Origin of the sequence: Thermomonospora umbrina (assembly GCF_003386555.1) — a bacterium.
Lineage (GTDB): Bacteria > Actinomycetota > Actinomycetes > Streptosporangiales > Streptosporangiaceae > Thermomonospora > Thermomonospora umbrina.
Genome location: NZ_QTTT01000001.1, coordinates 6,019,599 through 6,043,517 on the forward strand (window position 1 = coordinate 6,019,599; position 23,919 = coordinate 6,043,517).

Sequence of the window (23,919 nt, forward strand, 5' to 3'; positions counted from 1 at the left end):
CGGGCCGAGCTCCGGCAGGCGTGGGGGAAGGACATGGCCGTGCTCGCGACCACATCCCCGACCTCGATTGGTGGTGACCGTGAATGACGGAGTGCAACAGTGCCGGAGCGGGACGGGGCGGCCCAGAGGGCTACTATGCGTGTTAGTAATCTCGCCGGGTGTCGGGAAGGTGTGGTTCATGCCCGTCCAGCGGTTCGGGGGGCTCGAGGCGGTGATCATGGATCGCCTGTGGTCGAACGGCCGGGCCGCCACCGTGCGCGAAGTGCTGGAGGAACTCCAGCAGGAGCGCACGCTGGCCTACACCACCGTGATGACGGTGATGGACAACCTGCACAAGAAGGGCTGGCTGCGGCGTCGACGTCTCGGGCGGGCCTACGTCTACGAGCCGGTGGGCACTCGCGAGGGTTACACGGCCCAGTTGATGCGGGACGCCCTGTCGACCAGTGACAACCGGGCGGCCGCGTTCGTTCACTTCCTGTCCGGGCTTTCGCCTGAGGAGGCCGAGGCCCTGCGTACCGCGTTGAAGGTCGTTCCCCAGGAGGACGGCCCGGGGACGGGGCGGGCATGACCGCCGCGTTGGCGCTGCTGGCGTACGCCATCACCCTGGGGCTGATGGGGCCGCGCCTGCTGGAGCGGTCGGCCTGGACGGACCGGGCGCCTCGGCTGGGCGTTCTGGCCTGGCAGGCGGCGACCGTCTCCGTGCTCGGGGCGCTGGTCCTGGCCGGGTTCGCGCTGGTCGTGCCCATCGGTCGGGCCTCTCACGGTCTGAGCCACCTCATTCACGCCTGCCAGACGATGCTGCAGTCGGGCTACGGCGGGGTCATCCAGCCCGTCGGCGCCTACCTCGGACTGGGCTCGGTCTCCGCGCTCACGCTGTGGACCGGCGGGCACGTGGCGTTCGCGCTGCTCTCCACCGCCCGGCACCGGCGTCGGCACGCCGAGATGCTCGCGGTTCTGGCGCACCGACGTGCGGATCTGGACGCCTTCGTGGTGCAGCACGATCAACCGATGGCGTACTGCCTCGGCGGGCGCCACAGGTGCGTGGTGCTGACCACCGGCGCCCTGGAACGGCTGCCCGACGAGCAGCTCGCGGCGGTGCTCGCCCACGAACGCGCTCATCTCCGTGGCCGTCACGACCTGGCGGTCAATCTGTCCTTGGCGGTCGACCGGGCCTTTCCCGGTGTTCCCCTGTTCTCCCGGGCCTGCGGTGAGATCTCCAGGCTGGTCGAGCTGCTGGCCGACGACGCCGCCGCGCACAGGCACGACCGCGTCTCCGTGGCCGCCGCCCTGGTCACCCTGGCGGACGGCGGGGTTCCCTCGGCCGCGCTGGGTGCCGGCGGGCAGACCGCCGTGGTCAGGGTCCGCCGGATGCTCGCCCCGCAGCGACCGTTGCCGCGCGCGGCCCGGCTGGCGGCGCACCTGGGTGTCGCGCTGCTGATCGCCGTGCCTGTGGCGATCGCCGCGAACCCGGCCGTACTGGCCGTCCTCGCGGAACACTGCCACCTGTCGCTGTGAGCCGGCGCGACCTGCCTGCCGGAACGGTGATCAGTAGCCGGTGGTCCAGCCATCGGTGGGCGGGCCGCGCTCGCATGAGGACGAGGGCGATCAGGGCCGCGACGGCCGGCAGATCCGCACCCAGACCGCCCGCCACCGCCGAGGGTTGCCGCCCTCCTCGGGTGTACCGCGTCGTTCCCGCTCGCTGGTACGCGTTCGCCTCATGGCGCCCTCCCTCTGGTCGGCGTCTTTTGCAACAGCGGGTCGGAAAGTACCGCCATGAAGTGGAGAGCGGTCGGGACCAGGCGAGACGCGGGGGAGTGCAGGGCTTGAGGGCTGCGCCGTCCAGGAAGTGATCAAGCGTGACCGGCGGTGAGGCGACGCTCGGCTCGAGCACCCGGTGGACGGCCTCGATGTCGTCTGATCTACGATGCTTCCTAGTAGGTCATCGGCTGCTCGCGTCGGACGATGCGCCGGTTCCCCGCCCTGGTCACAGCCCGGAGTGCGCCGTACGCGAGTCTTCTCGAATACGGGCGGGGGGTTTATGGTTCTCCGTGGGTCACGGTGAAGTGCCCGCGAATACGGATGGGGATGAGACGTCATGGATCACGCCGCGCACAGCGAGGCCGCGCACCACGGGCACGCGGGGCATCACGGCCATGAAGGGCACGCCATGGGCGGTGCGTCCTGGGGTATGGCGGCGAAGGCGACGCTGCACTGCCTGACCGGGTGTGCCATCGGTGAGATCCTCGGCATGGTGATCGGCACGGCGCTGCTGTGGGGGAACGTTCCAACGATGGCCCTGGCGATCACCCTGGCGTTCCTGTTCGGCTACTCGTTCACCCTCTTCGCGGTGCGTCGCGCGGGTCTGGGATGGAAGGACGCCGTCAAGGTGGCGCTGGCGGCCGACACCGTCTCGATCGCGGTGATGGAGGCGGTGGACAACGGCATCATCGCGTTGACCCCCGGAGCGATGGACGCCCATTTGTCCGACGCCTTGTTCTGGGGGGCGCTGCTGGGCGGGTTCGCCGTCGCGTTCGTGGTCACGACCCCGGTCAACAAGTGGATGATCGGGCGCGGCAAGGGTCATGCCGTCGTCCACGCCTACCACTGAGGACCACCGCAGGCCAGGGTGAACGGGCATGGGCGGGAGTCGTGAGGGCCTGCCTGCTCCGTCACGGCGATACCTGCCGGGGCGATGGCGTGATGCCTTCACCGAGCCGCGGAACGGTACCGGCCGGGCGTATCCGGCCGGTATCGTCCTCGCTGCTCTCTGCTCTACAGGTTCTTGAGGAGATCGCGCATCTCGGCGATCTCGGCGGTCTGCGAGGAGATGATGCCGGCGGCCAGCGTCTTGGCCGGGGGGAACCGCCCGGCGGTCCGCTCGGTCCCGGCCATCGTCACCGCGCCCTCGTGGTGCTCGATCATCATCTCCAGGAACATCGTGTCGAACGCCTTGCCCTTGGCGTTCTCCAGTTCCTGCAGGTCCTGCTCGCTCATCATGCCGTTGGTGGTGTCGCCGCCACCTCCGTGACCACCGTGGCCTCCGCCGTCGCCACCGGGAGTGGGAACGGTCGCCCCCCAGTCGGTGAGCCAGGCGGTCATCTGCTCGATCTCCGAATCCTGCGCCTTCTCGATGTCGGTGGCCAGTTGCTTGACCTCGGGGGATGACGCCCGGGTGGGGGCGAGTCGCGACATCTCGATCGCCTGCCGGTGGTGGGGGATCATGTCCTGCGCGAACGCGATGTCCTGGTCGTTGTGCTGCCCGGCCGGAGCCCGGCCGCCGGACGGCGCGGCGCTCGTCGTGGCCGAGGGGGCTCCGGTCGCGTCGCCGGAGTCGTCACCGCAGGCGGCCAGGGAGACGGCCAGGACGGGGACCACGAGCAGCGTGAATGCACGCTTCATGAGGAATTGAACCTTTCGTGTCGGCTGGAGAGGGAGTCACTGACCCATTGCTTCGAGTGACCGACCTGTCACAGCCTCAACACGACCAACCGGAAGAGGGTGGGCGCCGGCGGTGAACGTCCGCCCGCCGACCCGCCCGTCGTCGTTCTCGTCCGGGCCCGGACGGTCACGAGGGTGCGGACGCGGCGCATGACCGGCAGGAGGGCCGCCAACCCCACGATGACCAGCATGGCCAGACAGACCTCACCGCCCGGGTGATCCTGATGCGGCTCCGCCGGCTCGTCGGTGCCATGCTGTTGGGAATGCCGGGTCGTGGCCGGGTCGCCGGTTGTGTGGCCGGCGATGACGGCGGGAAACGGCGGGGCGATCCTGTCGACGGGGCTCGCGGAGGCCTGCAGGCCGTGCATCCCCAGCACGCAGAACACCAGGGCCAGGCCGAGCAGCAGACCACCGTCTGGTCTCGGCAGGCCATGTGTCCTTCGTGGCTCTGGCCGCCGCACGTGCCCCCGTTCCGACCGATGCACCGACCGCCCGGACGGTCGGGTGCTCTACTACTATTGACCATAGTAGACAGCTCTTGCGCTCGCACGGACGGGCGATCCGGATGCGGGCGTCCGACGCCGTCGTTCCCGGATTCCCCGCGAAGGGCTAGGCGATGCGGACGGCGCCCACGTAGACGCCCCAGTAGTACTGGACGAGGCTGACCACTTCGACGTTCTTGCCGGTCCTCGGGGCGTGGACCATGCGACCGCCGCCGATGTACATGCCGTTGTGGCCCAGGTCGGGGTAGAAGAAGACGATGTCCCCGGGCCGGAGCTGGTCGCGCGACACCTTGGTCCCCATGGAGTACTGAGACCCGGTGTAGTGGGGGAGTGAGATGCCGACCTTGCCGTACGCCCACAGCATCAGCCCGGAACAGTCGAAGGAGCTCGGGCCGGCGGCCCCGTACACGTAGGGCAGACCGACGCGGGTCAGCGCCGCGCGCACGGCCGCCGAAGCCTTGCCCGAGCCCGGGACGTTGATGTCCGGCGGCGACGCCCTGGGGTCGTTGTTCTTGGGGATGCGGTCGATCAGCTTCTCGATCTTGGCCTTCTTCTTGGCCAGTGCGACCTTCTTCTCCTTGATCTCGGCTTCGCGGCTGCGCGCCCTGCCGGCGGTGCGCTCGTACTGGACGCGTGCCTGGACCAGCTCCTGGAGCCGGGCGGTCTGCCGGGAGGACAGATAGGTGGAGATGGCGTCCTGGTCGAGGGCGTCCTGTGGCCTGCTCACCAGGAGCGCCATCTCCGACTGAGACCCGGGCCGCATGTAACTGGCCGCCGCCAGTGTCCCCGCCTCCCGGCGGAGCCGCCGGTACGTCGCGTCCGCCTGGCGCAAATGCCTCTCGGCCGCCTTCAGGGCGCGCTGGGCCCGGCTGAGCTGCAGCTTGATGGCGTTGTACTGCTCGGTGAGGATCTCGGCCTGGCGACCCAACTGCTCGGGGGTCGGCTGGGGCTCCGCATGGACCGGCCCGGCGATCAGGAGGGCGCCGAGCGACACGAGGACCGCCGCGCCCGCTCGTACGGGAGTGCGCTGCACGAAACCCCACCTTCCAGGTTCACCGTCAGATCACCCGAGAAGCTACTACACCTCTTAGTACTAGCCCAATTAGTTGATGGGATCCGATGCGGCGGCGGAGCGTCCGGCCCGGCCCCATGCCGTGGATCGCGTCCACCGGCACGCGGCCCGGCCACCTGCGGACCCGATGTGCTGGAGGTGGGGTCAGCGACGTGCGGAGACGTCTTGGACTTCGGCGGCGGGTTCGATGCCCGCCACCAGGTTGAACGAGCCGGTCAGGAGATCGAGCGTCACCAGGCCGACGACCTCGGAGATGACCCGGTCGCTCCGCCCGAGGTCTCGCGGCCGCTGATGTCGTCAGGGTCGATCGACGACGTTCCGCAACCGCGGCACGGACTAGGACGCTTCTTCGAGGGGGCCGAACCGGGCGCCGTTCACGGACCCGGCTGCTTCTCGGATCTGCTCTTCCGACAGGCCCCGCACTCCGCGTAGGTTCGCGTCGGTCAGATTCGCGCCATTCAGGTTCGCGTCGGTCAGGTCCGCGCCGGTCAGATCTGAGCCGGTCAGGTTCGCGCCACTCAGGTTCGCCTGACGCAGGTCCGCCTTTCGTAGCACCGCTCGGCTCACGTCCGCGTTATGCAAGTGCGCACCGGTCACGGCGGCTTCTTCCAGGAAGGCTCCGGCCAAAGTCGCGTGTATCAGCAGCGCCCCTTGGAACCGCCCCCTCGTGAGGTTCGCACCGGTCAGATTCGCGCTGTTGAGAAACGCGCCGCTTGCGTCGGCGTCGCTGAGATCGGCGCGGGTCAGGTCGGCGCCGACCAGGCTCGCCCCGCTCAGGTAGGCATCCGTGAGATATACGCCGGACAATTGGGCACCGGTCAGTTCCGCACCGTCCAGGAACGCTCGGATCAGGTTCGCGTCGGTCAGGTTCGCACCACTCAGGTCGACGGGGTCGATGTCGTGGACAACGGTGCGACGGGCGATGACGCTGAGGGCGGCCTGTAGATCGAAACGGAAACGGGTCCGAACAGGCGGGACGAGGTCACCCGCATTGGAGAACGGAAGCTGCCTGCTGTCGGTGTGGGCGTCTTCGTCGTGGGAGTGTTCGCGGACGAAGGCCGCCAGAACCGCCATGACAGTGGAGTGATCGCGTGCGGAGTCACGAGCGACCCGTTCCAGGGCGTAGACACCGCCGAGCCGGATGTCGAGCTTGTCCGAACCGAGCTGGTCGGTGGCTGCGGTGTACCTTCCGGTCACCAGTCCCTGTTCGGAGGCTTCGGCAGTCCGTTGGGCGGCATCGGCGGTGCGGCGCGCGCTTGTGGCGTTGGACGCGGTGAACCAGATCGCCAGGGCGGCCAGAATGCCGGTTCCATAGGCGACGATCCGGCCACGGGCCTTGTCCCTGGCCTCCAACGCGTCCTTCTCCTGCGCGGAGACGCCGTCGGCGAGTTGGACGCCATCGACCCCGCGCATCCACCACTCGATGCCCGGCCCCAACACCCACGAGACCGCGGCCAGCACCGCCAATCCGGCCACCACCGCCGCCGCCCACCGCACCCAGGGACGACTCACGGCGCCCCCCGAATCAGCCGTCCGCTCCGCCACAGCGGCACTCTACGGATATCAAGCGAGCCAACGACACAAATCGGCGGAACGCGCCGACTTCGCACAACCGGGCGCATTGATGAGAACACCCACCGTGATGGCGCTCATGCAGAGCTGCTTCGGCCCGTGGCACGGGGCGCGAGGGCCGCGACGACGTACACCGGTCCGGGCCGCCGACGCCGACTAGAACTGACCGGCATCCGCCTGCCCGCGGAGCCGCCCGGCCCATGCGCCTTCCGGACGCACGGGAGCGGCCCCGAACGCGCAGGCCCTCGACGGGCGCCGACGACGCGTTGGAGTAGCGGCCCGGGCAGTTCAGGTGGGCGCGTCCGAGCGGGCTGAGCCGGGCGACGTCCTCGTCGGAGACCTGGATCTGCTGGGTGCGCAGTCGGTCCACGGCCGCCGACAGGTGGCGGGAGATCCCCAGGGCGACGGCGTTGACGACCAGGCCCGTGCCGCCGGTCGGTCTTCCTGTTCATCCGGTATGCCTGCCGGATCTGGCCGTTGCCGCCGTGGCACATCCTGCGGGCTCCACGCACTCGTCGAAGTCATGGTGGCCGACCATCGGAACCCTTCGGCCTCAACCACCCGGACCTCGGGCTTCGTGACAGCCGGTCAAGCCGCACGGGCAGCTCGTGGACCCTTTACGGGCGGAGCATGAAGGTGGTGCCCGCTTCGGTCTCGCTGGTCGGGCGCCGGCCCTCGATGAGCTCGGCGCGTTCGGCCTCGACGTCTTGAGCGCCGCGGCCAGGGTGCCGGCCGGGTCGTCCCCGGCGCCGCGTCATGCACCAGCAGCCGGCCCCACCGGCCATCGCCGACGGTCACCGTCGAGTCGGTCCAGCGACCCCGGGGGAGCCCGCACAAAACCACTGAGAACGCCATACAGATACAAATGTTTTTTTGTGATCTGATCGATAGCCGCCCTGCGACCTTGATCGTTACGCTGCCTCCGCCCGTCGTGATCACCCCCGAACAGCGAGGCGAGCTTGATCGACCACTTCAGCAGAACGACGAACCCGGTGAAGAGAACGGCCAGGCGTTGCCTGGCGGCGATGGCCACGTTGGCGGTCGCCGCCACCGCCCTGACCGGAACCGCCTCTGCCGCACCGTCCGGGCCGCCCGAGCCCGCACACGAGAGACGGCTCATGAAGGTCCCCCACCAAGCGCTGAACGCGTCCCGGTCCGAGCCCGCCCTCAGCAGGGCGCCCGTCACCGGACGCAAGACCTGCTCCCCGACACCCGCGGGATCGAAGGCGCGTGCGGCCGGAGCCGTCAAGGTGTGCGTGGAGACCACACCGACGCCCGCCGGTTCCCGGGCTCAGACGACGGCCGCCGCGGCCGGCTGCGATGTCGCGGCCGGCCACTACGGCCACAACCGCCACATGTACTGCCTCAACGACCTCCGGCGCACCTACACCCTTTTGGGCACCGACGGGGCGGTCAAGGGCGTCGGGGAGATCAGCCTCAACACCCACGCCACCCTCGGGGCGCACTCCGCCTCCTGGAACGAGACGATCACCGCCACGGTCACCAGGCTGGATGAGCATGTCAACAGCCTCACCATCGCCCTGGAAGCCTCCTGCGACAACGCCTGCGCCATGATCAACAAGAACCCGTGGAGCAACACCACGACCCTCAGCGCCGTGGGGCAGAGCGTGAGCGGAACCGTCACCTACCGGGTCGCCCTGGCGGCCGGCGAGAGGTCCATGGTGACCCCCAAGGCCGTCCTCAAGCTGTACCAGGCAGGGGACGTGCCGGGCGATTTCGACCACGGCCTGTCCCTGCCCTGGCCGGCCCGCTGTGACGCGGAGTTCTCCACCGTCGGATGCGTGTTCCCCCAGACACGGCCGGCGGTGCAGATGTCCCTGGCCGCCTACGGCGCCGCAACCGTCACCTACTGGTACGCCCGGGACTACCTCAGCGATCACTGGGGAGCCCCCGACAGCCCGCTCCAGCGGCTCGCGAGCGATTCCGCGGCCACCAGGAACCGCAGGTTGACCTGTGAGGACCTCAGCAGCATCCCCTTCGTCCCGTTCGCCGACATCCCCGAAGACTCCTGCGACGAATACCCCTTCGCCCACACCTACCAGGGAGGTACGGACGGCGGCCGGTGCGCGGAGATCATCCCCAAGTTCGAGGATGGGGAGTGGTGGATCTACGTCATCATCGGCAGGGAACCGACGGGCTACGAGCCCTGCGTCCGCGGCCACGTCCCCCTCACCCAGAACAAGGCGGCCGGGGGCAAGTACGGCAACTTCGTCCAGAACGAACGCGTCCTGGACCTTGAGAAGTTCACCGTGACCATCACCCAGTAACCCCCCCGGAACACACGTCACACCCGGCGGCACCACAGACCCCGGGTGTGGCGTGCCTTCCAGGCGGCCCCCTGCGGTGTGGGCCGGCGGACGTCTCGCTCAGCGACCGGCAAGTCGCCGAGTACGAAGCCGCCGCGCCGACCGCCTACAGACCGCCGACGACATCAACCGCCGTGCATGGTGGTCTCCAGACGCCCCAGGCCGCCGACCGGGCTACGGCAAAGCGGGCGTTACAAGAGGCCGCATCCAGCGGACCCGATTGCCTTCCCTCGAATCTGACCCAGCCGCCAAGTGGCGGAGCGGTGACCGCGCACGCGGCCTCAATGCTGTGGATGTGGGGCCTGCCTCGCTTGACCGGACCGCGACGGCGAGGGCGTCGGCGCGCCTCACGGCGGTGTCGTTGCCGGCGAACGATGCAACGACATGAGGCGGCACCGGTTACGGACCTTTTTCTGGTGGGCGCGGACATTTACCGAGCGGATATTGTATTTCAAGCAGTATAGCCTTTGCCGGTATCGCGCGGATCCTGCAGCGCCCCGGCCATGCGGTCGGTCCCGGTCTCGGGCGGGGGGAGTCCGAGCCAGGAAGATACTGTGTCGATCGTCTGTTGTGGTTTGATCATGAGATCGGAAAAAGAAAGGTGCAGACTGCGGTCGGGTGGTAGTTCTCGCCTCGCTGTGTCGATGAAGAGCGACCATGCATCTTCTTCGGAGAGGTGGCGCCCGGCTCGCCGGAACGCAATGGAGTGGCGGCGCAGCGAGTCGGCGGTGGCCGCCTGATCTCGCACAATATGCAGGTAGCGCATGCGGTCTCCCCAGAGCTGTTCCAGGTGGCGGATGCGAAGGGTGTTGTACGGGGACTTCGTGAGGAAGTCTCGGAGGCCGAAAAAATGCAGGTGATCAGAGACCGTCTGAGGCAAGAGGTTCACGTCGCCGGGGCGGGGCTCGTGCAGGTCGTAGACGCGCCATCGAGGGTGGCTGTAGACCGGGTGGCTCCTGTTGTTGGTGTCTTCGGCCTCCCATGGCATCACGAGCGCCGGGATGGAACGTGTCGTGGCGTTGTCGACCGAGAGAACGGCCTCCACGTCCCTGGGGCTCAGCCGGCTGAACAGGCGGCGCCCCGGGCGTTCGAGGTTGTAGGTGGGCCACTTCCAACAACTCGCGGTGGTGAAATACGCGAAGCGTCCGTCCTTGGCCAAGAGGTTGAACAGGTGCGTGGTCCCCGACCGGGGCGCGCCGACGATGGCGATCACCGTTCTGGGGAGGATCATCGGCTGTTGACGAAGGGTGCGGCATCGGGCGTCGAGTTCGGCATCGAGGTCGATTCGCACGTTTCGGATCACGATCTCGTCTATCGCCGGAAGGGTGCCGCGTTCCTTGATGGCGGCGACGCACGCGCGCACATGGGAGACGGCGCGAGCGTCCAGCTCGAGGTCTGCGAGATAACGCTCTTCGAGTACTTCGGCGAGGGCAAAGTGTGTCGGGTCGTCGGTGAAGCGGTAACCATAGATTCGGTAGAAGGCGAGCCCGGCGCCCAACGGATCAGGGTTCCGAATGTTTTTCTTGTTCAGCGGGGACATGGGGGTGGCGGCTCCGATGGGCGGATATCCCGGCCGGTTGATCGAGTTGCCGCACGTCAACCCTTCGTGGGAGTGGTGCAGCCATCGAGTTCGTAGCCCAGTGATCGCAGTTCGCCGACCGTGCTCAGCAAACACTCATATGCCGGTCGGTGCGCGCGCATGGAGGGGAGAACGGTCGCCCTGTGAGGATGCCTCGCCAAGGACTTCCGGATCGGCTCCGTCATCAATGCGCGAGGGGATATCTCCACCACCGTGATCGGGCCGTCGGCGGCGGCCGAGAGCACCGCGCCTTGGGCCTGGACGGGGCTGACCAGCGTCTCGGCCCAATATGGCGGACCGTAGGCGCCGTTCGGCGCCGCCGCGCCATTCAGTGAGCTGAAGATGGGGCGATCCGGATTCCGGAGGGCGAGATCACCGAGTGCGCTGAAAAGGTGCCCCTGCGCGGGCTGCATCAGTGGGCAGTGGAACGGGTGATCGGGGTTGCGCATCTCCCAGCGTCCACCGTGTCGACGTACTCGATCCGTCAGCGCCGTGACCGAGTCGCGGGTGCCCGACGCCAGCGTCAGGTCCGGGCCGAGCAAGACCGAGACCCAGACGCGATCTTCCGGTGTGATGAGGGATGCGACATCCTGGGCGGGCAGGGCGACCGCCACGCTGCAACCGAGGCCGCGTGCGGTGGCCACCGCGCGTCCGCGGCTGAGGGCCACCCGCAGGGCGGTTTCCAGATCGAACACCCTTGCGGCATACGCGGCGGCGATCTCGCCCACGCTCATTCCCGCGACCATGTCGGGCTCCAAGCCCCAGGCCCTCCACACCTCCGTCAGTGCCGCTTGCATGCAGAACAGGGCGGGCTGCGCGATGGCCGGATCCGCCAGCCGGGAAACGTCCTTGCCCGCGGACAACTCCGCGATGAGGGACCACCCGGCCGCCTCGGACATCTCGGCCATGAGCCGCTCGCAACGCTGTAGGAAGCTGGCCGCGGTCGGTTCGGCCAGCAGGCTCCGGCCCATGCCGGGCCACGTCGAGCCGATACCGCCGTAGGCGAACAAGACCTGGGCCCGGTCCCGACGAGACGCCCGCCCGCCCGGCCGGTCCGGCGATGGCGCGTGACTCATCTGAGCATCCATGGGTCTCGGTGATCGCGTGCACACTCGTGTCCGCCGGCGGTCCGGCACCCTGCGCACCGGGCACCGGACCACCGGCGATCTCGACGGCCGGGTCTCACGGCCACCGCCGGCCGCCAGTCTCCCCGAACGCGATCGATCGCGGCCGAGGATCCCCACCGTCCGGATCGATCCCGCAGAGAACCCCTCACCCGTCCTATCCGTCCTTGACGGTGACGCACGTCGTCGGGCTCAGGACCGCGATCTGGCTGCCGCAGACGTTGCTCTGGCCGGTGGCGCTACGGCTGTTGAGCAGCAGCCCACCGGTTTGATCACCGCCCTTGCCCGAGCCCCCGTCATTGATGGTGAAGCACTTGGCCGTGCTCGCGATGGAGACCTGATTGCCGCAGTTGTTGCTCTGGCCGGTCGCGCTGCGGCTGTTGAGCAGCAGCCCGCCGAGTTCATCGGTGATGTCGGCGTGGGCCGTGGCGGCACCGACGGGGATCGCCGCGATGGCGCCCGCGGCACCCACGAGCACGGCGATCTTGCGTACTGTTCGCATCTCACTCCTCTTTGGCCTGATGAGCGATTCGGTCCCTTCCGAGCACGCCCACGTTGGTCCGGGCATGCCGGTCAGGGCATCCGGCCGTGCCCCGTTGCGCCGGTCGGACACTGACCCTGATCAGGGCCTCTGTCATGGGAGGGACCGCCCGAGGGGATGTGGCGAGGCACGTCGGACCCAAGCCACTGTAACAGAGAGTTAAAGAACGCCTACATGGAGTTGCCATCCGGATTGGTGGCGTCATGTCCGGGCGCGCGACGGCGGCGTCGCTTTGCGACTGCCGTGAGCACCACTGGAACGTCATCGCGGCGGCCGTACACCCGTGGACGCGGTCGGCCGCCGCGGCAGCGCTCCGGCGCGGGCCGAAGCCGTAGGCGCCGCGCCCCTTCGGTGAACGCGGCACGCGCCTGATCGTCCGGCTGGTCGACAACGGCACCGCGCAGCCTGCCGGCCCTGCTGACCGACCAGCGCAGCAGGGGGAGCCGGTGCAGCGGCCGGCGTTGCAGGGACTCCGCGGCGATGCGGGTGGTGCTCTGGTCGTGGAAGCCGAGCGGGCGAACGATGACCGGCGGAGGGCGGCGGGGCGGACCTTGCCGGTCATGTAGCCGTGTTGGCGGAGCTGTTCGCGTAGGTGCCGGGGTTGAGGGATCGCCGGCGCGCCCTGAGATCCGACCCGTTCACGCCGACCGTCCGGGACCGCCACGCGGGACTCGGCGCCATCCGCCGAGACGCTCGTCACCGCGATCACCGGCCTCGGCCGGCTGGAGAGCCTGCTCCCGCCGCCATCGCCACGTGGGACGGGGACTCCTGTGACGCTCTGGAAGGGGCTCGGGAGGCACCCGCCACGGCCCCGCCGGGAAGCCCCGGCCCCCTGGCCGGCGCGGGCCGCCCCGGGGGACGCGGCCGGATCCCGATCGACTTGGCGTGTTCGACTGCAGGGGCCGGACGTCAACCGGTTGAATGCATGCCGTGATTCGAGCGAATGAGTGGTACGAATCGGGGACGCTTTGGAGCGCGGCGGGCGCGGTGGCGGCTGTGGCGACCGTCGTTCTGGGCGTATTAATGTATCGCGCGCAGTTTCCCAAGCGGCGGTTGATGTATTGGCGGCGTTCGGTGACGCCGCTGCTGACTGCGCCGGCCGGGGTTCGCGGTGATGTGGAACTGCGGCATAAGGGCCGAGTGCTGGAGCGCCCTTACGCGGTCGACGTGATCCTTGCCGGGCGCGGGCGCCGGGACGTGCCCAGCAGCGCCTTCGACGGAGGCCCGCTGCGGCTGGATGTCGGCGCTCCCATCGTGGAGGTCCTCCAGGTGATCGACGATCCGAAGTGCTCCACTCCAACGCCGCGCGTGCGCGTCGACGGCTCGGCGTTGCTGGTGGGGCCGGATCTGATCGGCCGCCGTCAACGGATCGTCTTCTCCCTGCTGGTGGAGGACAGGCCGACGCTGACCTGCCGATCACCGTTGATCGACGTTCCAGTGGGCAAGGGTCCCCCGGGGCTCCCGAGGGGTCCTGTGGGAATGGTCCTCTTCGCGATCGGTGGGGCGGCGGGGACCACTCCCTTCTTCATTCTCGGCCTTGAAGAACCTGAGAGGTCGTGGCTCCCTTCCGCGGTGATGCTCGCCGGCGTGACGTTCGCCCTCATCTCCTTCGGTTTCGCCTTCGCCGCCAACCGCGTGGTGAACGAGCTCGAGAACTAGCGTCGCCGACCTTCCCTCGGCCATGGAACCGCGTTGAGGCACGGCCCTAACGGCGGCGACGACCGCCAGCAGGCCCGCGAACAATGGGACTCCGGCGACGACTTCTTCGCCCTCGACCACGGCGTCGAGGTCATCGAGTTCGAAGGCTCCGAACTCGGCAGGGGCCGGTGCTCGGCGTTTCACTCGAACTCTCCGGTCACTGGAGCGCGCCGTTGCGTCTGCCCTCGTCGAGCAACGCCCGTACCAGGGCGGACCCTAGTCCTGGCGCCACGAACCAAAGGGGCTCGGCCGAGCGGTTCCGGGAAATCTCGATGCGGTGGAATCCCGCGACGAAATCCACCGCTGTCAACTGCTGCACTCCAGTGACCTCGCTCCACGCCACGGAGTCACGTATCCGGCCGAACCGGTCGGTGACGGCCACGCCGTGCGCGCACAGGTAGCACCTGTTCACGCCGAGTCGGGCGGTCAGCCGGCGCCATCCGAACGTCAGGGCGTACACGGCGGCCACCAGAGCCGTCATGACGGTGGCCTTGACGATGAATTCATCAGGGTCGATGACGGCGGCGACGAGCAGGACGATCCAGAGCACCACCAGGCATTCCCGCAGCACCAGCGCCATGGAGCCCATGACCGGGCCGATGACGCCGTGATCGCCGCGGATCTCGCCGAGGCCCAGACCGGCCACTCCCTTCCGCACCCTTGCCCCCTCGACTCCACGTTCGATCCGAGCCCGTGACCCGGCCGGTAGGTGTGTACGGCCCTCTCATGGTGGACGACGAGCGAAATCCACCCCACACCACAGAACGCATGCGAACCATGGCGCCGTGTTCGTCGCCACCGAACAGAAACACGGACACCGCGTCGCCGTCCATGCCCGGCGCGGCCGGTCTGGACGGCGGTGCGGTGTCGCGCGACCTGAAGGCCGCCCGGCCGCCGGCACGCCGGCCGTGACGCAGCCGCGTCGAACGGCCGTGAAGACGCAGGTGGGAACGTTCCATGTGCGAGGTCTGCCGGACCTGTCCTACCGTCTTCGGCAGCGGGCCCGCGTCCATCGTTCGTTTCCACACAATGAGGTTCTCCATGACCATCCTCGTTACCGGAGCGACCGGCACCGTGGGCAGGCACGTGGTCGATCGACTCCTCGCGGCCGGGCGGCCCGTCCGGGCGCTCACCCGCAACCCGCAGACCGCGGGACTGCCCGAGGGCGTCGACGTCGTGCAGGGTGACCTGAACCGTCCGGGCGACCTGTCGTTCGACGGGGTACGGGGCGTGTACCTCGTCCCCGGCATCTTCGATCCCGAGCACGCGACCGACCTCGCGGAAGACCTCGTCGGCCGCGCCGTGGCGGCCGGGGTCGGCCGGATCGTGTCCCTGACCAGCTCCGGCGTCACGACCGGGCGGGCCGGCTTCTACGAGGTGCTGCACGCGGTGGAACAGGTCGTCGAGAAGTCCGGAGCGGCCTGGACCCACGTGCGGCCCGGCGAGTTCGCCATCAACAAGCTCGACTTCTGGGGCGAGTCCATCCGCACGGAGGGCGTGGTCCGCAACGCCTACCCCGACGGCGTCGGCGTGCCGATCCACGAGGCCGACATCGCCGAGGTCGCGGCGATCGCCCTGCTGCGGGACGGCCATGCGGGCCGGGCCTACGACCTGACCGGCCCGGAGGCGCTCACCCACCGACAGCAGGCGGAGGCGATCGGCACCGGGCTCGGCCGCACGATCGCCTTTGAGGGACTGACGTACGGGCGGGCCCGCCGGGCCTACATCGAGGCCGGGCTCCCGATGGAGATCGCCGAGTTCATCCTGGGCTACCAGGCCGAGTACGCCGAGGAGCCCCCGTCGGTCTCGCCCACGTTCGAGCAGTTGACCGGGAGGAAGGGCCGCACCCTCGCGCAGTGGGCGACCGACCACGCCGCCGAGCTGGCCCCGACCGCCTGACCGGCGACGGCGACAGGCGGGGCGGTGCTGCGAGGCCCCGGCCCGCCGCACCGGCCCGCCCGCAGGCGGCGCCGGATCCGGCCGGTATCGCCGACGGCCGGATGAAGACCTGACCCACGTTCGAGATCGCATAGATCACGTCGTTCTCGATGTTCGTGCGGCCCTCTGGGACGCCGGAATCACACCGGCGACCGCCCGACCCGCGAACACGGCTCCTTCATCAACACCGGCCCGTCACTCCCTTACCCGCCTGGCGGCACGTCCCGTGTCCACCAGACCGTCACTGCGTCCCGAGCCGGCACGCATGGGCTTGAGAGGAACGTTCGGAGCAAGTGACTTGATCGGGCCTGGGTGAGGGGCCCCGCCAACTGCTGCACAAGTCACTCGTCAGGCTCGGAATGGATACGGGGGAGGGGTAGTTGATCGCGGGCGTTGCCAGGCAGGCGACGGGATGGATCGGGGAGGCGTCGTGTCGCATGTGATTCGCCGGCCGGGGATCGTGTCCGGCACTCGGATGGCGGTGTTCCTCGCCCTGGTGCATGCCGTCAACGACGTCATGACCGCGATGCTGGGAGCCCTGCTGCCCACGCTGCAGGTGCGGTTCGCCGCCGGTACCGCGACCCTCGCGGTGCTCGTGGCCGCCTTCAACATCAGCTCGTCGGTCACCCAACCCTTTCTCGGCGCCCTCGCCGACCGGGTCGGCCCACGCCAGGTGGCCGCGGCCGGTGTCGCCGTGGCGGCGGTGGCGCTGAGCCTGATCGGTGTGGCGGACGGCATCGTCCTGGTGATCGGGCTGCTCGCGATCGGCGGGATCGGGTCGGCTGCTCTGCACCCGGTGTCGACCAGCATCGTCGGTGGTCCGACCGTCAAGAATCCCGGTTTCGCGGTCGGGTTGTTCACCGCCGGCGGGATGGCGGGCTTCGCGGCCGGTCCTCTCCTGATCCTCTTCCTGGTCGCCGGCCACGGTACGGGTGTCACCCCGTGGTTGATGCTGCCCGGGATCGCCCTCGCGCTCGGCATGCTCGCCCTGTTGCCCGACTGGGAGCCGCACCGTCCGGCACGGCCGAGCCGGCTGATCGACCGCCGTGCGTTCGCGGGCCCGATCGGATGGCTCACCGTCTCGGCGACACTGACCAGCGTCGCGTTCCTCACCTTCACCAGCGCCGTCCCGCTCTGGCTCGTCGCCGACCACGGCCTGGCCACCGACGCCCCGCTGCTCGGCTGGATCCTCGGGGCCTTCTCACTGGCCGCCGGGCTGGGCGCCGTACTGGGCGGAGCCGTGGCGCCCCGCCTCGGGTACGCACGCACGGCAGCCGTCTCCCTCGGAGCCGCGGTGCTGCCCCTGATGACCGCGCTGATCCTGGAACCCGGACCCGGCATGGTCATCACCGCGACCGCCGCCGGGGCCCTCATCTACGCCGGTCAGCCCCTGCTCATCGTCGCCGCCCAGAACGCCGCGCCCCAGGCTCCGGCCGCAGCCGCCGGAGTCGTGATCGGCATCGGGAACGGCGTCGCCGGCCTGCTCTACGTCCCCATCGGCGTACTGCAGAACGCCCTGGGGCTCACACCGACCATCGCCCTGACCTTCCTCCTGCCGATCCCGGCCGCGCTGATCGCCCACCGCACGCTCCGGGCGACGGGCTGAATCTTCCGCAGGCGACAGGGGTGAGCGGGCCGGATGTCGGCCTTGGGTTGCCGAGGGGTTCGGGAGCCGTTCCCCGATACGGGGGTTCAGTCTCGGGACGCCTCGACGAGCTTGGCGAAGTCGGGGGCGTAGACCGCCATCCAGTGCGGGTGCAGCCGGTAGTAGACCACTTCCTTGTCCCAGTCGAAGAGGTCGTCGCCGTAGAAGTCCTTGAAGTACGCGAGCAGGTCCGGCCAGTCCTCGGCCGGGTCGCCGTCCTCGGGGTTGAGGATCTCGACCGTGCCGTGTGTGAACACGCCCAGGTCCTCACCGCGCATGTGGGCGACGCTGACGGCGGGGCGCGCCGCCAGGTGGCGGGCCTTGGCGGCGTTGCGGGCCGTGCCGAAGTGCCACTTGCCGTGAAGGAAGTGCCCGTCCACGCCGCTGATCCGAGGTTCGCCCTTCGCGGTCACGGTCGACAGGGCGAGGGTGCACATACCGACGAGGACCTGCGTGAGCTGTCCTGCGGTCAGGGTTCTTTCGGTGTTGATGATCGAGCGGAGATGCGAGGTCGAACGAGAGAGGGAGGCGTCCAGGAGGGTCTGCAGCTCATGGAGCTCTTCTACCGTTTCGCGCATGGCGGTCCTTGTCCATCCGTGGTCTGGGGCCGACGTCGACGCCGACCGTGAAGCCATGATCGTCCAAAAGCCTGACACCTTATGTCATGTTTCTTCGGCCGTCTTGGGGCGTACACGCACCCGGTGCGCGGGTCGACGGCGACCGGCTCATGGGAGCAGGGGCCCATCGCGGTGATCGGCCGGGACGCCCCAGGCTGCCCCGGGCCCCTCGTGGACGTGCTTCCGCTTCCACCCCTGCCTGGGCCCCGCAGTGGTCTCCTCGCAGGTCAGCCTGCCCCGCGCGCCGTACATGATGCCTCCGGCGCAACTGACGATCGTGCCGCTCAGGCTCACGGAGTCCTCCAGCACCCGGCCGGAGCGGGGGCGACGTCCAGCGTGCTGGTGCCCGCGACGCCGAGCTCGGCCGACCGCTGACGGTGACGCCGGTGCGCGGCGGGGCCTGCCGTACGGTTGCCAGGCCCCGTTCCCGGCGTGTTTCAGCGGCCGTCCGTCGTGTGGTGCGAGATCCGCGGGTCGGCCGATCGTGTGCTGGAGAGCAGCCGGGTGATGGCGGCCACGGTGCCGCGTGCGTCGCGGCCCGCGCCGATCAGCGTCGCCGACCCCGGGCCGGTCCAGTCGCCGTAACCGAGCAGGAACAGCCGCGGCTCGGCGACCGACTGCGTGCCGTTCACCGCGATCGTCCCGTCCCCCTCGCGCAGCCCGAGCGGGGTCAGGTGACGCAGCGCGGGTCGGAAACCGGTGCACCAGATGATGGCGTCGCAGGCCAGACGCGTTCCGTCGTCCCACGCCACACCTTCCGCGGTGAGGCGGGAGAACAGGGGACGGGCCGCGAGCAGCCCACGATCGCGGGCCGCCCGCACTGGCGGCACGACCACGATGTCGCCCAGCCCGCCGACACCCCCGGTATCGACCTCGCCCGACAGCAGGGCCTGCCTCCGCCGAGTCGCCACCTCGAACAGCGCCCGGCCGTCCACGTCATCAGGCAGGAACCGCGGAGGCCGCCGCGTCACCCACGTCGTGTCCGCGTGGCCGGCCAGATCGGCGACGATCTGCGCCGCCGAGTTCCCGCCGCCCACCACCACGACCCGCAGCCCTCCGAACGGCTCCGGGTGTCGGTACCGGGCCGCATGCAACTGCCGGCCACGAAAGGCGGCCCGTCCCGGATGGTGCGGCAGATACGGCTGCCACCAGGTCCCCGTCGCACTGACCACACAACGGGCCCGCCACATCCCGCGGTCGGTCTCCACCCGCAGCGCGTCCGGCTCGGCGCGCACCGCCTCGACCCGCACCGGACGACGCACCGGCAGGTCGTATCGCTCCTCGTAGGAGGCCAGATACCGCGCGACATGCCGCTTACCGGGATAGCCCTCGACCCTGGGCATCGGCCGCCCCGGCAAAGAGCTGTGCTGTGCCGGAGAGAACAACCGCAGCGACTCCCACATATGCGGCCACGCCCCACCCGGCACCTCCTGAGCATCCAGGATCTCGAAGCCGAGCCCCGCACGCCGCAGGTAGAACCCCGCCGCCAAGCCGGCCTGACCCCCACCGACCACGACGACGTCCAACAACCCACCGGAATCGGCAGTAGCGCTTTGACTCGTCACGCGGTCCGTCCTCCGGCAGGTGTCCGAGGGTCGCAGTCGAGTGTGCCATTCTCGGCCCTCACGTGGCGGCGACCGCCGCCCGGCGGATCGGCTCCGCCGCGTCGACCGATCACCGCCGAGTCGGGGGACGGGCGCTGTGGACGTTGCGCGGCTCGGCAGCCGTGTTACCTCACCTGGAGGTGCGTTCGTAGGGGCGGTGAGCCGGTCGGCCGGTGTGGCGGGAGCGGGACAGCGCACGGTAGCCGAGGGCCATGGCGATCAGGCCCAGGGGGATGGCCGCGATGGCTCCGACGATCCCGTTGCCGGTGCCGGGGCCACCGCTGGAGGTGGCCAGATGCAGGATCGCGAGGGCCGTTGCCGCCACTCCCACGGCGAGGGCCGACATCGCGCCGACGCGGCCGACATGGCCGGTGCGGGCCGAGGTCGGCCAGCCGATGGCCACGCCGAGGAGGCCCATTCCGAGGGCGAGGTTCGCCCCGGTCCGCCCGTCGCCGATGACTCCGCCCTCGGCGGCCGCCATGAGGGTCTGTGATGCGCTCATGTTCCTCTTCCCTTCGTTCAAGGTGGTCCGAGCATGACCGCCGACCACATCGCCGGGCATCTGGCGAACGCAGACCTTTCGCGCTGCCGCCGATGCCGCAATCGCGTACCGCGGACGCGGCAGGCGGCCGGCGCGGGTACCGCGGGCGCGGCAGGCGAGGGCTCGTCCACCGGCGGGATTCGTCCGTTGTGGCATCGGGCTAAGGTGCCCGCATGGACATTGGGCGGTCCCGTGTTCCGGCCGGGATCGGAGACTGGGCGGTGGCCGTCGCCGTGGCGGCGCTGCTGCTGACCACCGGGCTGTCCGGGGAGCACCCGGACGGGAACCGCGAGATGCTCGGCATCGCGCTGCTGGCGGCCGGGGGCCTGGTGCTGGCCCTGCGCCGGCGGGCTCCGCTCCTTGTCCTGGCCGTCACCGGGCTGTGCGCCGTGGGTCACCAGGCGGCCGGTTTCGAGGTGCTCGCCGTCTCGTATCTCGTCGCGGTGTACGGCGCCGTGCGGGCCGGGCACCGCGTCCTCACGGTGGCGGCATCCGCGACCCTGCTGGTCGCCATCCAGCTCTCGGCCCTCGTCTTTCACGACGGCGCCGTGCGCGCGGCCGTCGAAGAGGCGCGCAACGTTCTCGAACTGGCCTGGCTGATCGCCGCCTTCGCCGCCGGTGAGGCGGTGCGCCAAGCCGAGCGGCGCGCGGACGAGGCCGAACGCACCCGGGAGGAGACCGCGCGGCGCCGCGCCGATGAGGAGCGGCTGCGCATCGCGCGGGAACTGCACGATTCCCTCACCCACCAGATCTCGGTGATCAAGGTGCAGGCGGAGGCGGCCGTCCACGTGGCCCGCCGGCGAGGTGAGCCGGTGCCGGAGTCGCTGCTGGCGATCCGGGAGGCCGGCCAGGAGGCGACCCGGGAACTGCGCGCCACCCTGGAGGCGCTGCGCGACGACGACAGGACCCCGCCCTGCGGGCTCGACGACGTCCCGGAGCTGGTGAAGCGGTTCCAGATGACCGGCCTGGACACGACGCTGACGTTCGACGGGCCTCGAGAGGACGTGCCAGCCGCGGTGGGCCGGACCGCCTACCGGATCGTGCAGGAGGCGCTGACCAACATCGCCCGCCACTCCGCCGCGGCGACCGCGTCCGTCCGCATCGACTCCCGTCCCGACGCCCTCGCCATCCGCGTCGACGACGACGGCGACGCCACGCCGGACGACAGCCCGACACCCGGACTGGGGCTGCTCGGTATGCGCGAACGCGTCACCGCCCTCGGCGGCCGGCTGCGCGCCGAACCGCGCCGCGAAGGCGGCTTCACCGTCCAGGCCGAACTCCCCGTGAAGGGGGCCTCGTGATCCGCGTCCTGCTGGTCGACGACCAGCCGCTCATCCGCAGCGGGTTCCGTGCGCTCCTCGGCATCGAGGACGACATCGAGGTGGTGGCCGAGGCCGCCGACGGCGCGGAGGGCCTGGCGCTCGTTCGAGAGCACCGGCCCGACGTCGTGCTCATCGACATCCAGATGCCGGTCGTCGACGGCATCGAGGCCACCCGGCGCATCGCCGCCGACCCGGAGCTGGCCCGGGTCCACGTCGTGATCCTCACCAACTACGGCATGGACGAGTACGTCCTCGAAGCCCTGCGCGCCGGGGCCGCCGGATTCCTGGTCAAGGACATCGTGGCGGAAGACCTTCTGCACGCCGTACGCGTCGCCGCCCGCGGCGACGCCCTGCTCGCCCCCTCCATCACCCGCAGACTGATCGACCGGTACGTCACCCAGACGCCCCCCATCGGCACCGGCCCCGGACTGGACGAGCTGACCGGCCGCGAGCGGGAGGCCGTCGCCCTGGTCGCCCGCGGCCTGTCCAACGACGAGATCGCCCGCCACATGGTCATCAGCCCGCTCACCGCCAAGACCCACATCAACCGGGCCATGACCAAGCTCCACGCCCGCGACCGCGCCCAACTCGTGGTCCTCGCCTACGAGAGCGGCCTGGTCGTCCCCCGCGATCTCTGACGTCGTACGCACCCGGCGGCGCCGCTTCGGCGTTGGCCTCGACGCAGGGGAGCGTGACCAAGTCCTCGCGACCCCGCGGGGCCCGTGCGTCGTTGGGGACGCCGCCCGCGGTCGTTCGTCCGTGGGAAGGCGCCGGCGGCGGCCGTGGTGGCCGCCGCCGGCTCGGATGAACGGTTCGTCGCGGATCTCACGCGTTGGCGTGTTCGGTTTCGCCGGAGTAGCCGTGGACCTGGCCGGTGGCGAAGCCGAGCCCGGCGGGTTCGCGGAGGTCGATGGTCACGGGCTCGGCGGGAGCGGCGCCGCAGCACGAGGAGGCCTCCACGGCGATCTGCGCGTCGTCGGCGGGCGCATCGGTGGAGCACACGCCGGTCTCGGGCAGGTCGAGCTGGACCGTGTCGGCGGCCTCCCGGTCACCGGCCAGGGCGGCGACGATGGAACGGACCTGCTCGTACCCCGTGGCCAGGAGGAACGTGGGAGCACGGCCGTAGCTCTTCATCCCGGCGAGGTAGAACCCCTTCTCGGGGTGGGCGAGCTCGCGTTCGCCGTGCGGGGGGACGGTGCCGCAACTGTGGAAGTTGGGGTCGATCATCGGGGCGAGCTTGATCGGGGCCTCGGTGGCGGGGTCGAGCTCGAGGCGGACCTCGCGCAGCATGTCCAAGTCCGGGCGGAAGCCGGTGGCGCCCACCACGGTGTCGGCGGACAGGGTGCGTTCGCCGTCCGGGGTCGTGCCCACCACCTGAAGGGCGCCGCCGGCGGTGGCGAGGCGGGTGATGGTGAAGCCGCGGATCAGTTCGATGGTGCCGGCCTCGACGGCGTGCCTGAGACGGGTGCCGAGGGCGCTGCGGGCGGGGAGGCCGTCGGCGTCGCCGCCGCCGTACAGACGGGTGACCGAAGCCGAGCGGACCGCCCAGGTGATGCGGGTGCCGGGGGCGCCGGCGGCGAGTTCGGCGAGGTCGAGCAGGGTGTTGGCGGCCGAATGGCCCATGCCGACGACCAGGATGTGGCGTCCGGCGAACCGGTCCCGGTCACGGCCCAGGACGTCGGGCAACGGGCCGGCCAGGTGGGGAGCGGCCCGGTCCTCGCCGGGCGCGGGCAGGCCGGAGTGGCCGAGGGGGTTGGTGCGACCCCACGTTCCGGAGGCGTCGATCACCGCGCGGGCGCGCAGGTCCCGCACGGTCCCGTCGGCCGCGACGGTGCGCACCAGCAGCGGGTGGTCGTCACGATCGACGGTGCGGGTGACGTCGACGCCGTCACGGGTGACGGCGACGACCCGGGTGCCGGTGCGGATCTGCGAGGCCAGCGCGGGCACCTTCGCGAGCGGTGCCAGGTAGTCGCGGACGAGTTCGGCGCCGGTCGGGAGCCTGTCGGCCGGCGGTGCGCTCCAACCCGTGGGCTCGAGCAGTCGGCGGGCGGCGGCGTCGGTGTCGTACCGCCACGGAGAGAACAGCCGCACATGACCCCACTCGGCGATCGCGGCCCCCACCTGCTGCCCGGCCTCCAGGACGAGGAAGTCCAGACCGCGTTCGGCCAGGTGCGCGGCGGCGGCCAGCCCGACCGGACCCGCCCCGATCACCACGACCGGCAGGGCCTGGTCGGAGGCGTCGTCGACACAGCCGCAGCCCGCCTCGGTCTTGGCCTGCCGGACGGTGGTCGTCGCGTCGACGGACTGCTCGCCGGAGGTGCAGCAGGCGCTCACCCCGCAGCACGAGGCGGCGGTTCCGTCGGCGTGCTCGTGGGGGACGTTGTCACTCATCGTTGCT

At 70.2% G+C, this 23,919-nt stretch carries 23 protein-coding genes; 9 read left to right on the plus strand and 14 right to left on the minus strand.

Annotated elements, in window-relative coordinates; translation table 11 throughout:
• Positions 1 to 178: 178 nt before the first annotated feature.
• The 3 genes from DFJ69_RS27005 (at position 179) to DFJ69_RS27015 (ending at position 2,608) form a co-directional block, all read left to right on the plus strand.
• The gene (locus tag DFJ69_RS27005; protein ID WP_116025178.1) at positions 179 to 568 is read left to right on the plus strand and encodes a BlaI/MecI/CopY family transcriptional regulator; all 390 of its coding nucleotides are present in this window, start codon (positions 179 to 181) and stop codon (positions 566 to 568) included.
• Positions 565 to 1,515, plus strand: a complete 951-nt coding sequence (locus DFJ69_RS27010; RefSeq protein WP_116025179.1) for a M56 family metallopeptidase — start codon at positions 565 to 567, stop codon at positions 1,513 to 1,515. The genes DFJ69_RS27005 and DFJ69_RS27010 overlap by 4 nt, the downstream gene beginning before the upstream one ends.
• A gap of 580 nt (positions 1,516 to 2,095) precedes the next feature.
• A complete protein-coding gene (locus DFJ69_RS27015) occupies positions 2,096 to 2,608 on the plus strand; it encodes a DUF4396 domain-containing protein (protein ID WP_116025180.1) in 513 nt (170 codons plus the stop codon).
• Positions 2,609 to 2,772: 164 nt separating this feature from the next.
• Here DFJ69_RS27015 and DFJ69_RS27020 read toward each other — a convergent pair whose 3' ends face one another.
• The 6 genes from DFJ69_RS27020 to DFJ69_RS33880 all read right to left on the minus strand — a co-directional run bounded on the left by DFJ69_RS27020 (position 2,773) and on the right by DFJ69_RS33880 (position 7,705).
• The gene (locus tag DFJ69_RS27020) at positions 2,773 to 3,399 is read right to left on the minus strand and encodes a DUF305 domain-containing protein (protein ID WP_116025181.1); all 627 of its coding nucleotides are present in this window, start codon (positions 3,397 to 3,399) and stop codon (positions 2,773 to 2,775) included.
• A 68-nt stretch (positions 3,400 to 3,467) separates the two neighbouring features.
• A complete protein-coding gene (locus DFJ69_RS27025; protein ID WP_342769884.1) occupies positions 3,468 to 3,923 on the minus strand; it encodes a DUF6153 family protein in 456 nt (151 codons plus the stop codon).
• A 124-nt stretch (positions 3,924 to 4,047) separates the two neighbouring features.
• A complete protein-coding gene (locus DFJ69_RS27030; protein ID WP_116025183.1) occupies positions 4,048 to 4,974 on the minus strand; it encodes a C40 family peptidase in 927 nt (308 codons plus the stop codon).
• A 375-nt stretch (positions 4,975 to 5,349) separates the two neighbouring features.
• Positions 5,350 to 6,525 (minus strand): pentapeptide repeat-containing protein, encoded by a 1,176-nt coding sequence (locus tag DFJ69_RS27040; RefSeq protein ID WP_147312422.1) that lies wholly within the window; start codon positions 6,523 to 6,525, stop codon positions 5,350 to 5,352.
• A gap of 13 nt (positions 6,526 to 6,538) precedes the next feature.
• Complete coding sequence (locus DFJ69_RS27045; protein ID WP_245974596.1) at positions 6,539 to 6,955, minus strand: transposase; 417 nt, start codon at positions 6,953 to 6,955, stop codon at positions 6,539 to 6,541.
• 384 nt (positions 6,956 to 7,339) lie between these two features.
• Entirely contained in the window at positions 7,340 to 7,705 is a 366-nt protein-coding gene (locus DFJ69_RS33880) for a hypothetical protein (protein WP_147312423.1), read from the minus strand.
• On the opposite strand from DFJ69_RS33880, the gene DFJ69_RS27050 reads away from it, so the two are divergent.
• Entirely contained in the window at positions 7,704 to 8,873 is a 1,170-nt protein-coding gene (locus tag DFJ69_RS27050) for a NucA/NucB deoxyribonuclease domain-containing protein (RefSeq protein WP_147312424.1), read from the plus strand. The two genes, DFJ69_RS33880 and DFJ69_RS27050, sit on opposite strands and share 2 nt — an antisense overlap.
• A 490-nt stretch (positions 8,874 to 9,363) precedes the next feature.
• Here the strand turns inward: DFJ69_RS27050 and DFJ69_RS27055 are convergent, their stop codons facing one another.
• The 3 genes from DFJ69_RS27055 to DFJ69_RS27065 form a co-directional block, all read right to left on the minus strand.
• Positions 9,364 to 10,452: a sulfotransferase gene (locus DFJ69_RS27055; RefSeq protein WP_116025187.1), complete on the minus strand. Its 1,089-nt coding sequence runs from the start codon at positions 10,450 to 10,452 to the stop codon at positions 9,364 to 9,366.
• Between the two features lie 56 nt (positions 10,453 to 10,508).
• Positions 10,509 to 11,567: an acyltransferase domain-containing protein gene (locus DFJ69_RS27060; protein ID WP_170177790.1), complete on the minus strand. Its 1,059-nt coding sequence runs from the start codon at positions 11,565 to 11,567 to the stop codon at positions 10,509 to 10,511.
• A 205-nt stretch (positions 11,568 to 11,772) separates the two neighbouring features.
• Positions 11,773 to 12,117, minus strand: coding sequence for a hypothetical protein (locus DFJ69_RS27065; RefSeq protein ID WP_116025189.1), 345 nt, complete (start codon positions 12,115 to 12,117; stop codon positions 11,773 to 11,775).
• Positions 12,118 to 13,152: 1,035 nt separating this feature from the next.
• Between DFJ69_RS27065 and DFJ69_RS27070 the strand changes: the two genes are divergently transcribed.
• Positions 13,153 to 13,815 carry a hypothetical protein gene (locus DFJ69_RS27070; RefSeq protein WP_147312425.1) on the plus strand — a complete coding sequence of 221 codons (663 nt, stop codon included), beginning with the start codon at positions 13,153 to 13,155 and terminating at the stop codon, positions 13,813 to 13,815.
• 196 nt (positions 13,816 to 14,011) lie between these two features.
• Here DFJ69_RS27070 and DFJ69_RS27080 read toward each other — a convergent pair whose 3' ends face one another.
• Positions 14,012 to 14,512, minus strand: coding sequence for a hypothetical protein (locus tag DFJ69_RS27080; RefSeq protein WP_116025191.1), 501 nt, complete (start codon positions 14,510 to 14,512; stop codon positions 14,012 to 14,014).
• Between the two features lie 383 nt (positions 14,513 to 14,895).
• Here DFJ69_RS27080 and DFJ69_RS27085 point away from each other — a divergent pair, with 383 nt between their 5' ends.
• Positions 14,896 to 15,753: an SDR family oxidoreductase gene (locus tag DFJ69_RS27085; protein ID WP_116025192.1), complete on the plus strand. Its 858-nt coding sequence runs from the start codon at positions 14,896 to 14,898 to the stop codon at positions 15,751 to 15,753.
• A gap of 469 nt (positions 15,754 to 16,222) precedes the next feature.
• Positions 16,223 to 17,398 carry an MFS transporter gene (locus DFJ69_RS27090; RefSeq protein ID WP_170177791.1) on the plus strand — a complete coding sequence of 392 codons (1,176 nt, stop codon included), beginning with the start codon at positions 16,223 to 16,225 and terminating at the stop codon, positions 17,396 to 17,398.
• 86 nt (positions 17,399 to 17,484) lie between these two features.
• Here DFJ69_RS27090 and DFJ69_RS27095 read toward each other — a convergent pair whose 3' ends face one another.
• From DFJ69_RS27095 to DFJ69_RS27110, 3 genes are all read right to left on the minus strand, one after another.
• Entirely contained in the window at positions 17,485 to 18,015 is a 531-nt protein-coding gene (locus tag DFJ69_RS27095) for a pyridoxamine 5'-phosphate oxidase family protein (protein WP_116025194.1), read from the minus strand.
• 476 nt (positions 18,016 to 18,491) lie between these two features.
• Complete coding sequence (locus DFJ69_RS27105; protein WP_425453383.1) at positions 18,492 to 19,580, minus strand: ArsO family NAD(P)H-dependent flavin-containing monooxygenase; 1,089 nt, start codon at positions 19,578 to 19,580, stop codon at positions 18,492 to 18,494.
• Between the two features lie 208 nt (positions 19,581 to 19,788).
• Entirely contained in the window at positions 19,789 to 20,160 is a 372-nt protein-coding gene (locus DFJ69_RS27110) for a DUF6223 family protein (RefSeq protein WP_116025197.1), read from the minus strand.
• A gap of 212 nt (positions 20,161 to 20,372) precedes the next feature.
• Between DFJ69_RS27110 and DFJ69_RS27115 the strand changes: the two genes are divergently transcribed.
• Together DFJ69_RS27115 and DFJ69_RS27120 are read left to right on the plus strand one after the other, a co-directional pair.
• On the plus strand, positions 20,373 to 21,500 hold the full coding sequence (locus DFJ69_RS27115; RefSeq protein ID WP_116025198.1) for a sensor histidine kinase: 1,128 nt from the start codon (positions 20,373 to 20,375) through the stop codon (positions 21,498 to 21,500).
• The gene (locus tag DFJ69_RS27120) at positions 21,497 to 22,159 is read left to right on the plus strand and encodes a response regulator (RefSeq protein ID WP_116025199.1); all 663 of its coding nucleotides are present in this window, start codon (positions 21,497 to 21,499) and stop codon (positions 22,157 to 22,159) included. Before DFJ69_RS27115 ends, DFJ69_RS27120 begins: the two co-directional genes overlap by 4 nt.
• A 187-nt stretch (positions 22,160 to 22,346) precedes the next feature.
• On the opposite strand, the gene DFJ69_RS27125 is transcribed toward DFJ69_RS27120, so the two are convergent.
• Complete coding sequence (locus tag DFJ69_RS27125) at positions 22,347 to 23,912, minus strand: FAD-dependent oxidoreductase (protein ID WP_116025200.1); 1,566 nt, start codon at positions 23,910 to 23,912, stop codon at positions 22,347 to 22,349.
• Between the last annotated feature and the right edge of the window lie 7 nt (positions 23,913 to 23,919).

Bases quoted from the DNA above. Each gene is read 5' to 3' on its own strand.
- DFJ69_RS27005 (WP_116025178.1), top strand. From the start codon at position 179: ATGCCCGTCCAGCGGTTCGGGGGGCTCGAGGCGGTGATCATGGATCGC.
- DFJ69_RS27010 (WP_116025179.1), top strand. From the start codon at position 565: ATGACCGCCGCGTTGGCGCTGCTGGCGTACGCCATCACCCTGGGGCTG.
- DFJ69_RS27015 (WP_116025180.1), top strand. From the start codon at position 2,096: ATGGATCACGCCGCGCACAGCGAGGCCGCGCACCACGGGCACGCGGGG.
- DFJ69_RS27020 (WP_116025181.1), bottom strand. From the start codon at position 3,399: ATGAAGCGTGCATTCACGCTGCTCGTGGTCCCCGTCCTGGCCGTCTCC.
- DFJ69_RS27050 (WP_147312424.1), top strand. From the start codon at position 7,704: ATGAAGGTCCCCCACCAAGCGCTGAACGCGTCCCGGTCCGAGCCCGCC.
- DFJ69_RS33880 (WP_147312423.1), bottom strand. From the start codon at position 7,705: ATGAGCCGTCTCTCGTGTGCGGGCTCGGGCGGCCCGGACGGTGCGGCA.
- DFJ69_RS27055 (WP_116025187.1), bottom strand. From the start codon at position 10,452: ATGTCCCCGCTGAACAAGAAAAACATTCGGAACCCTGATCCGTTGGGC.
- DFJ69_RS27060 (WP_170177790.1), bottom strand. From the start codon at position 11,567: ATGAGTCACGCGCCATCGCCGGACCGGCCGGGCGGGCGGGCGTCTCGT.
- DFJ69_RS27065 (WP_116025189.1), bottom strand. From the start codon at position 12,117: ATGCGAACAGTACGCAAGATCGCCGTGCTCGTGGGTGCCGCGGGCGCC.
- DFJ69_RS27085 (WP_116025192.1), top strand. From the start codon at position 14,896: ATGACCATCCTCGTTACCGGAGCGACCGGCACCGTGGGCAGGCACGTG.
- DFJ69_RS27095 (WP_116025194.1), bottom strand. From the start codon at position 18,015: ATGCGCGAAACGGTAGAAGAGCTCCATGAGCTGCAGACCCTCCTGGAC.
- DFJ69_RS27110 (WP_116025197.1), bottom strand. From the start codon at position 20,160: ATGAGCGCATCACAGACCCTCATGGCGGCCGCCGAGGGCGGAGTCATC.
- DFJ69_RS27115 (WP_116025198.1), top strand. From the start codon at position 20,373: ATGGACATTGGGCGGTCCCGTGTTCCGGCCGGGATCGGAGACTGGGCG.
- DFJ69_RS27125 (WP_116025200.1), bottom strand. From the start codon at position 23,912: ATGAGTGACAACGTCCCCCACGAGCACGCCGACGGAACCGCCGCCTCG.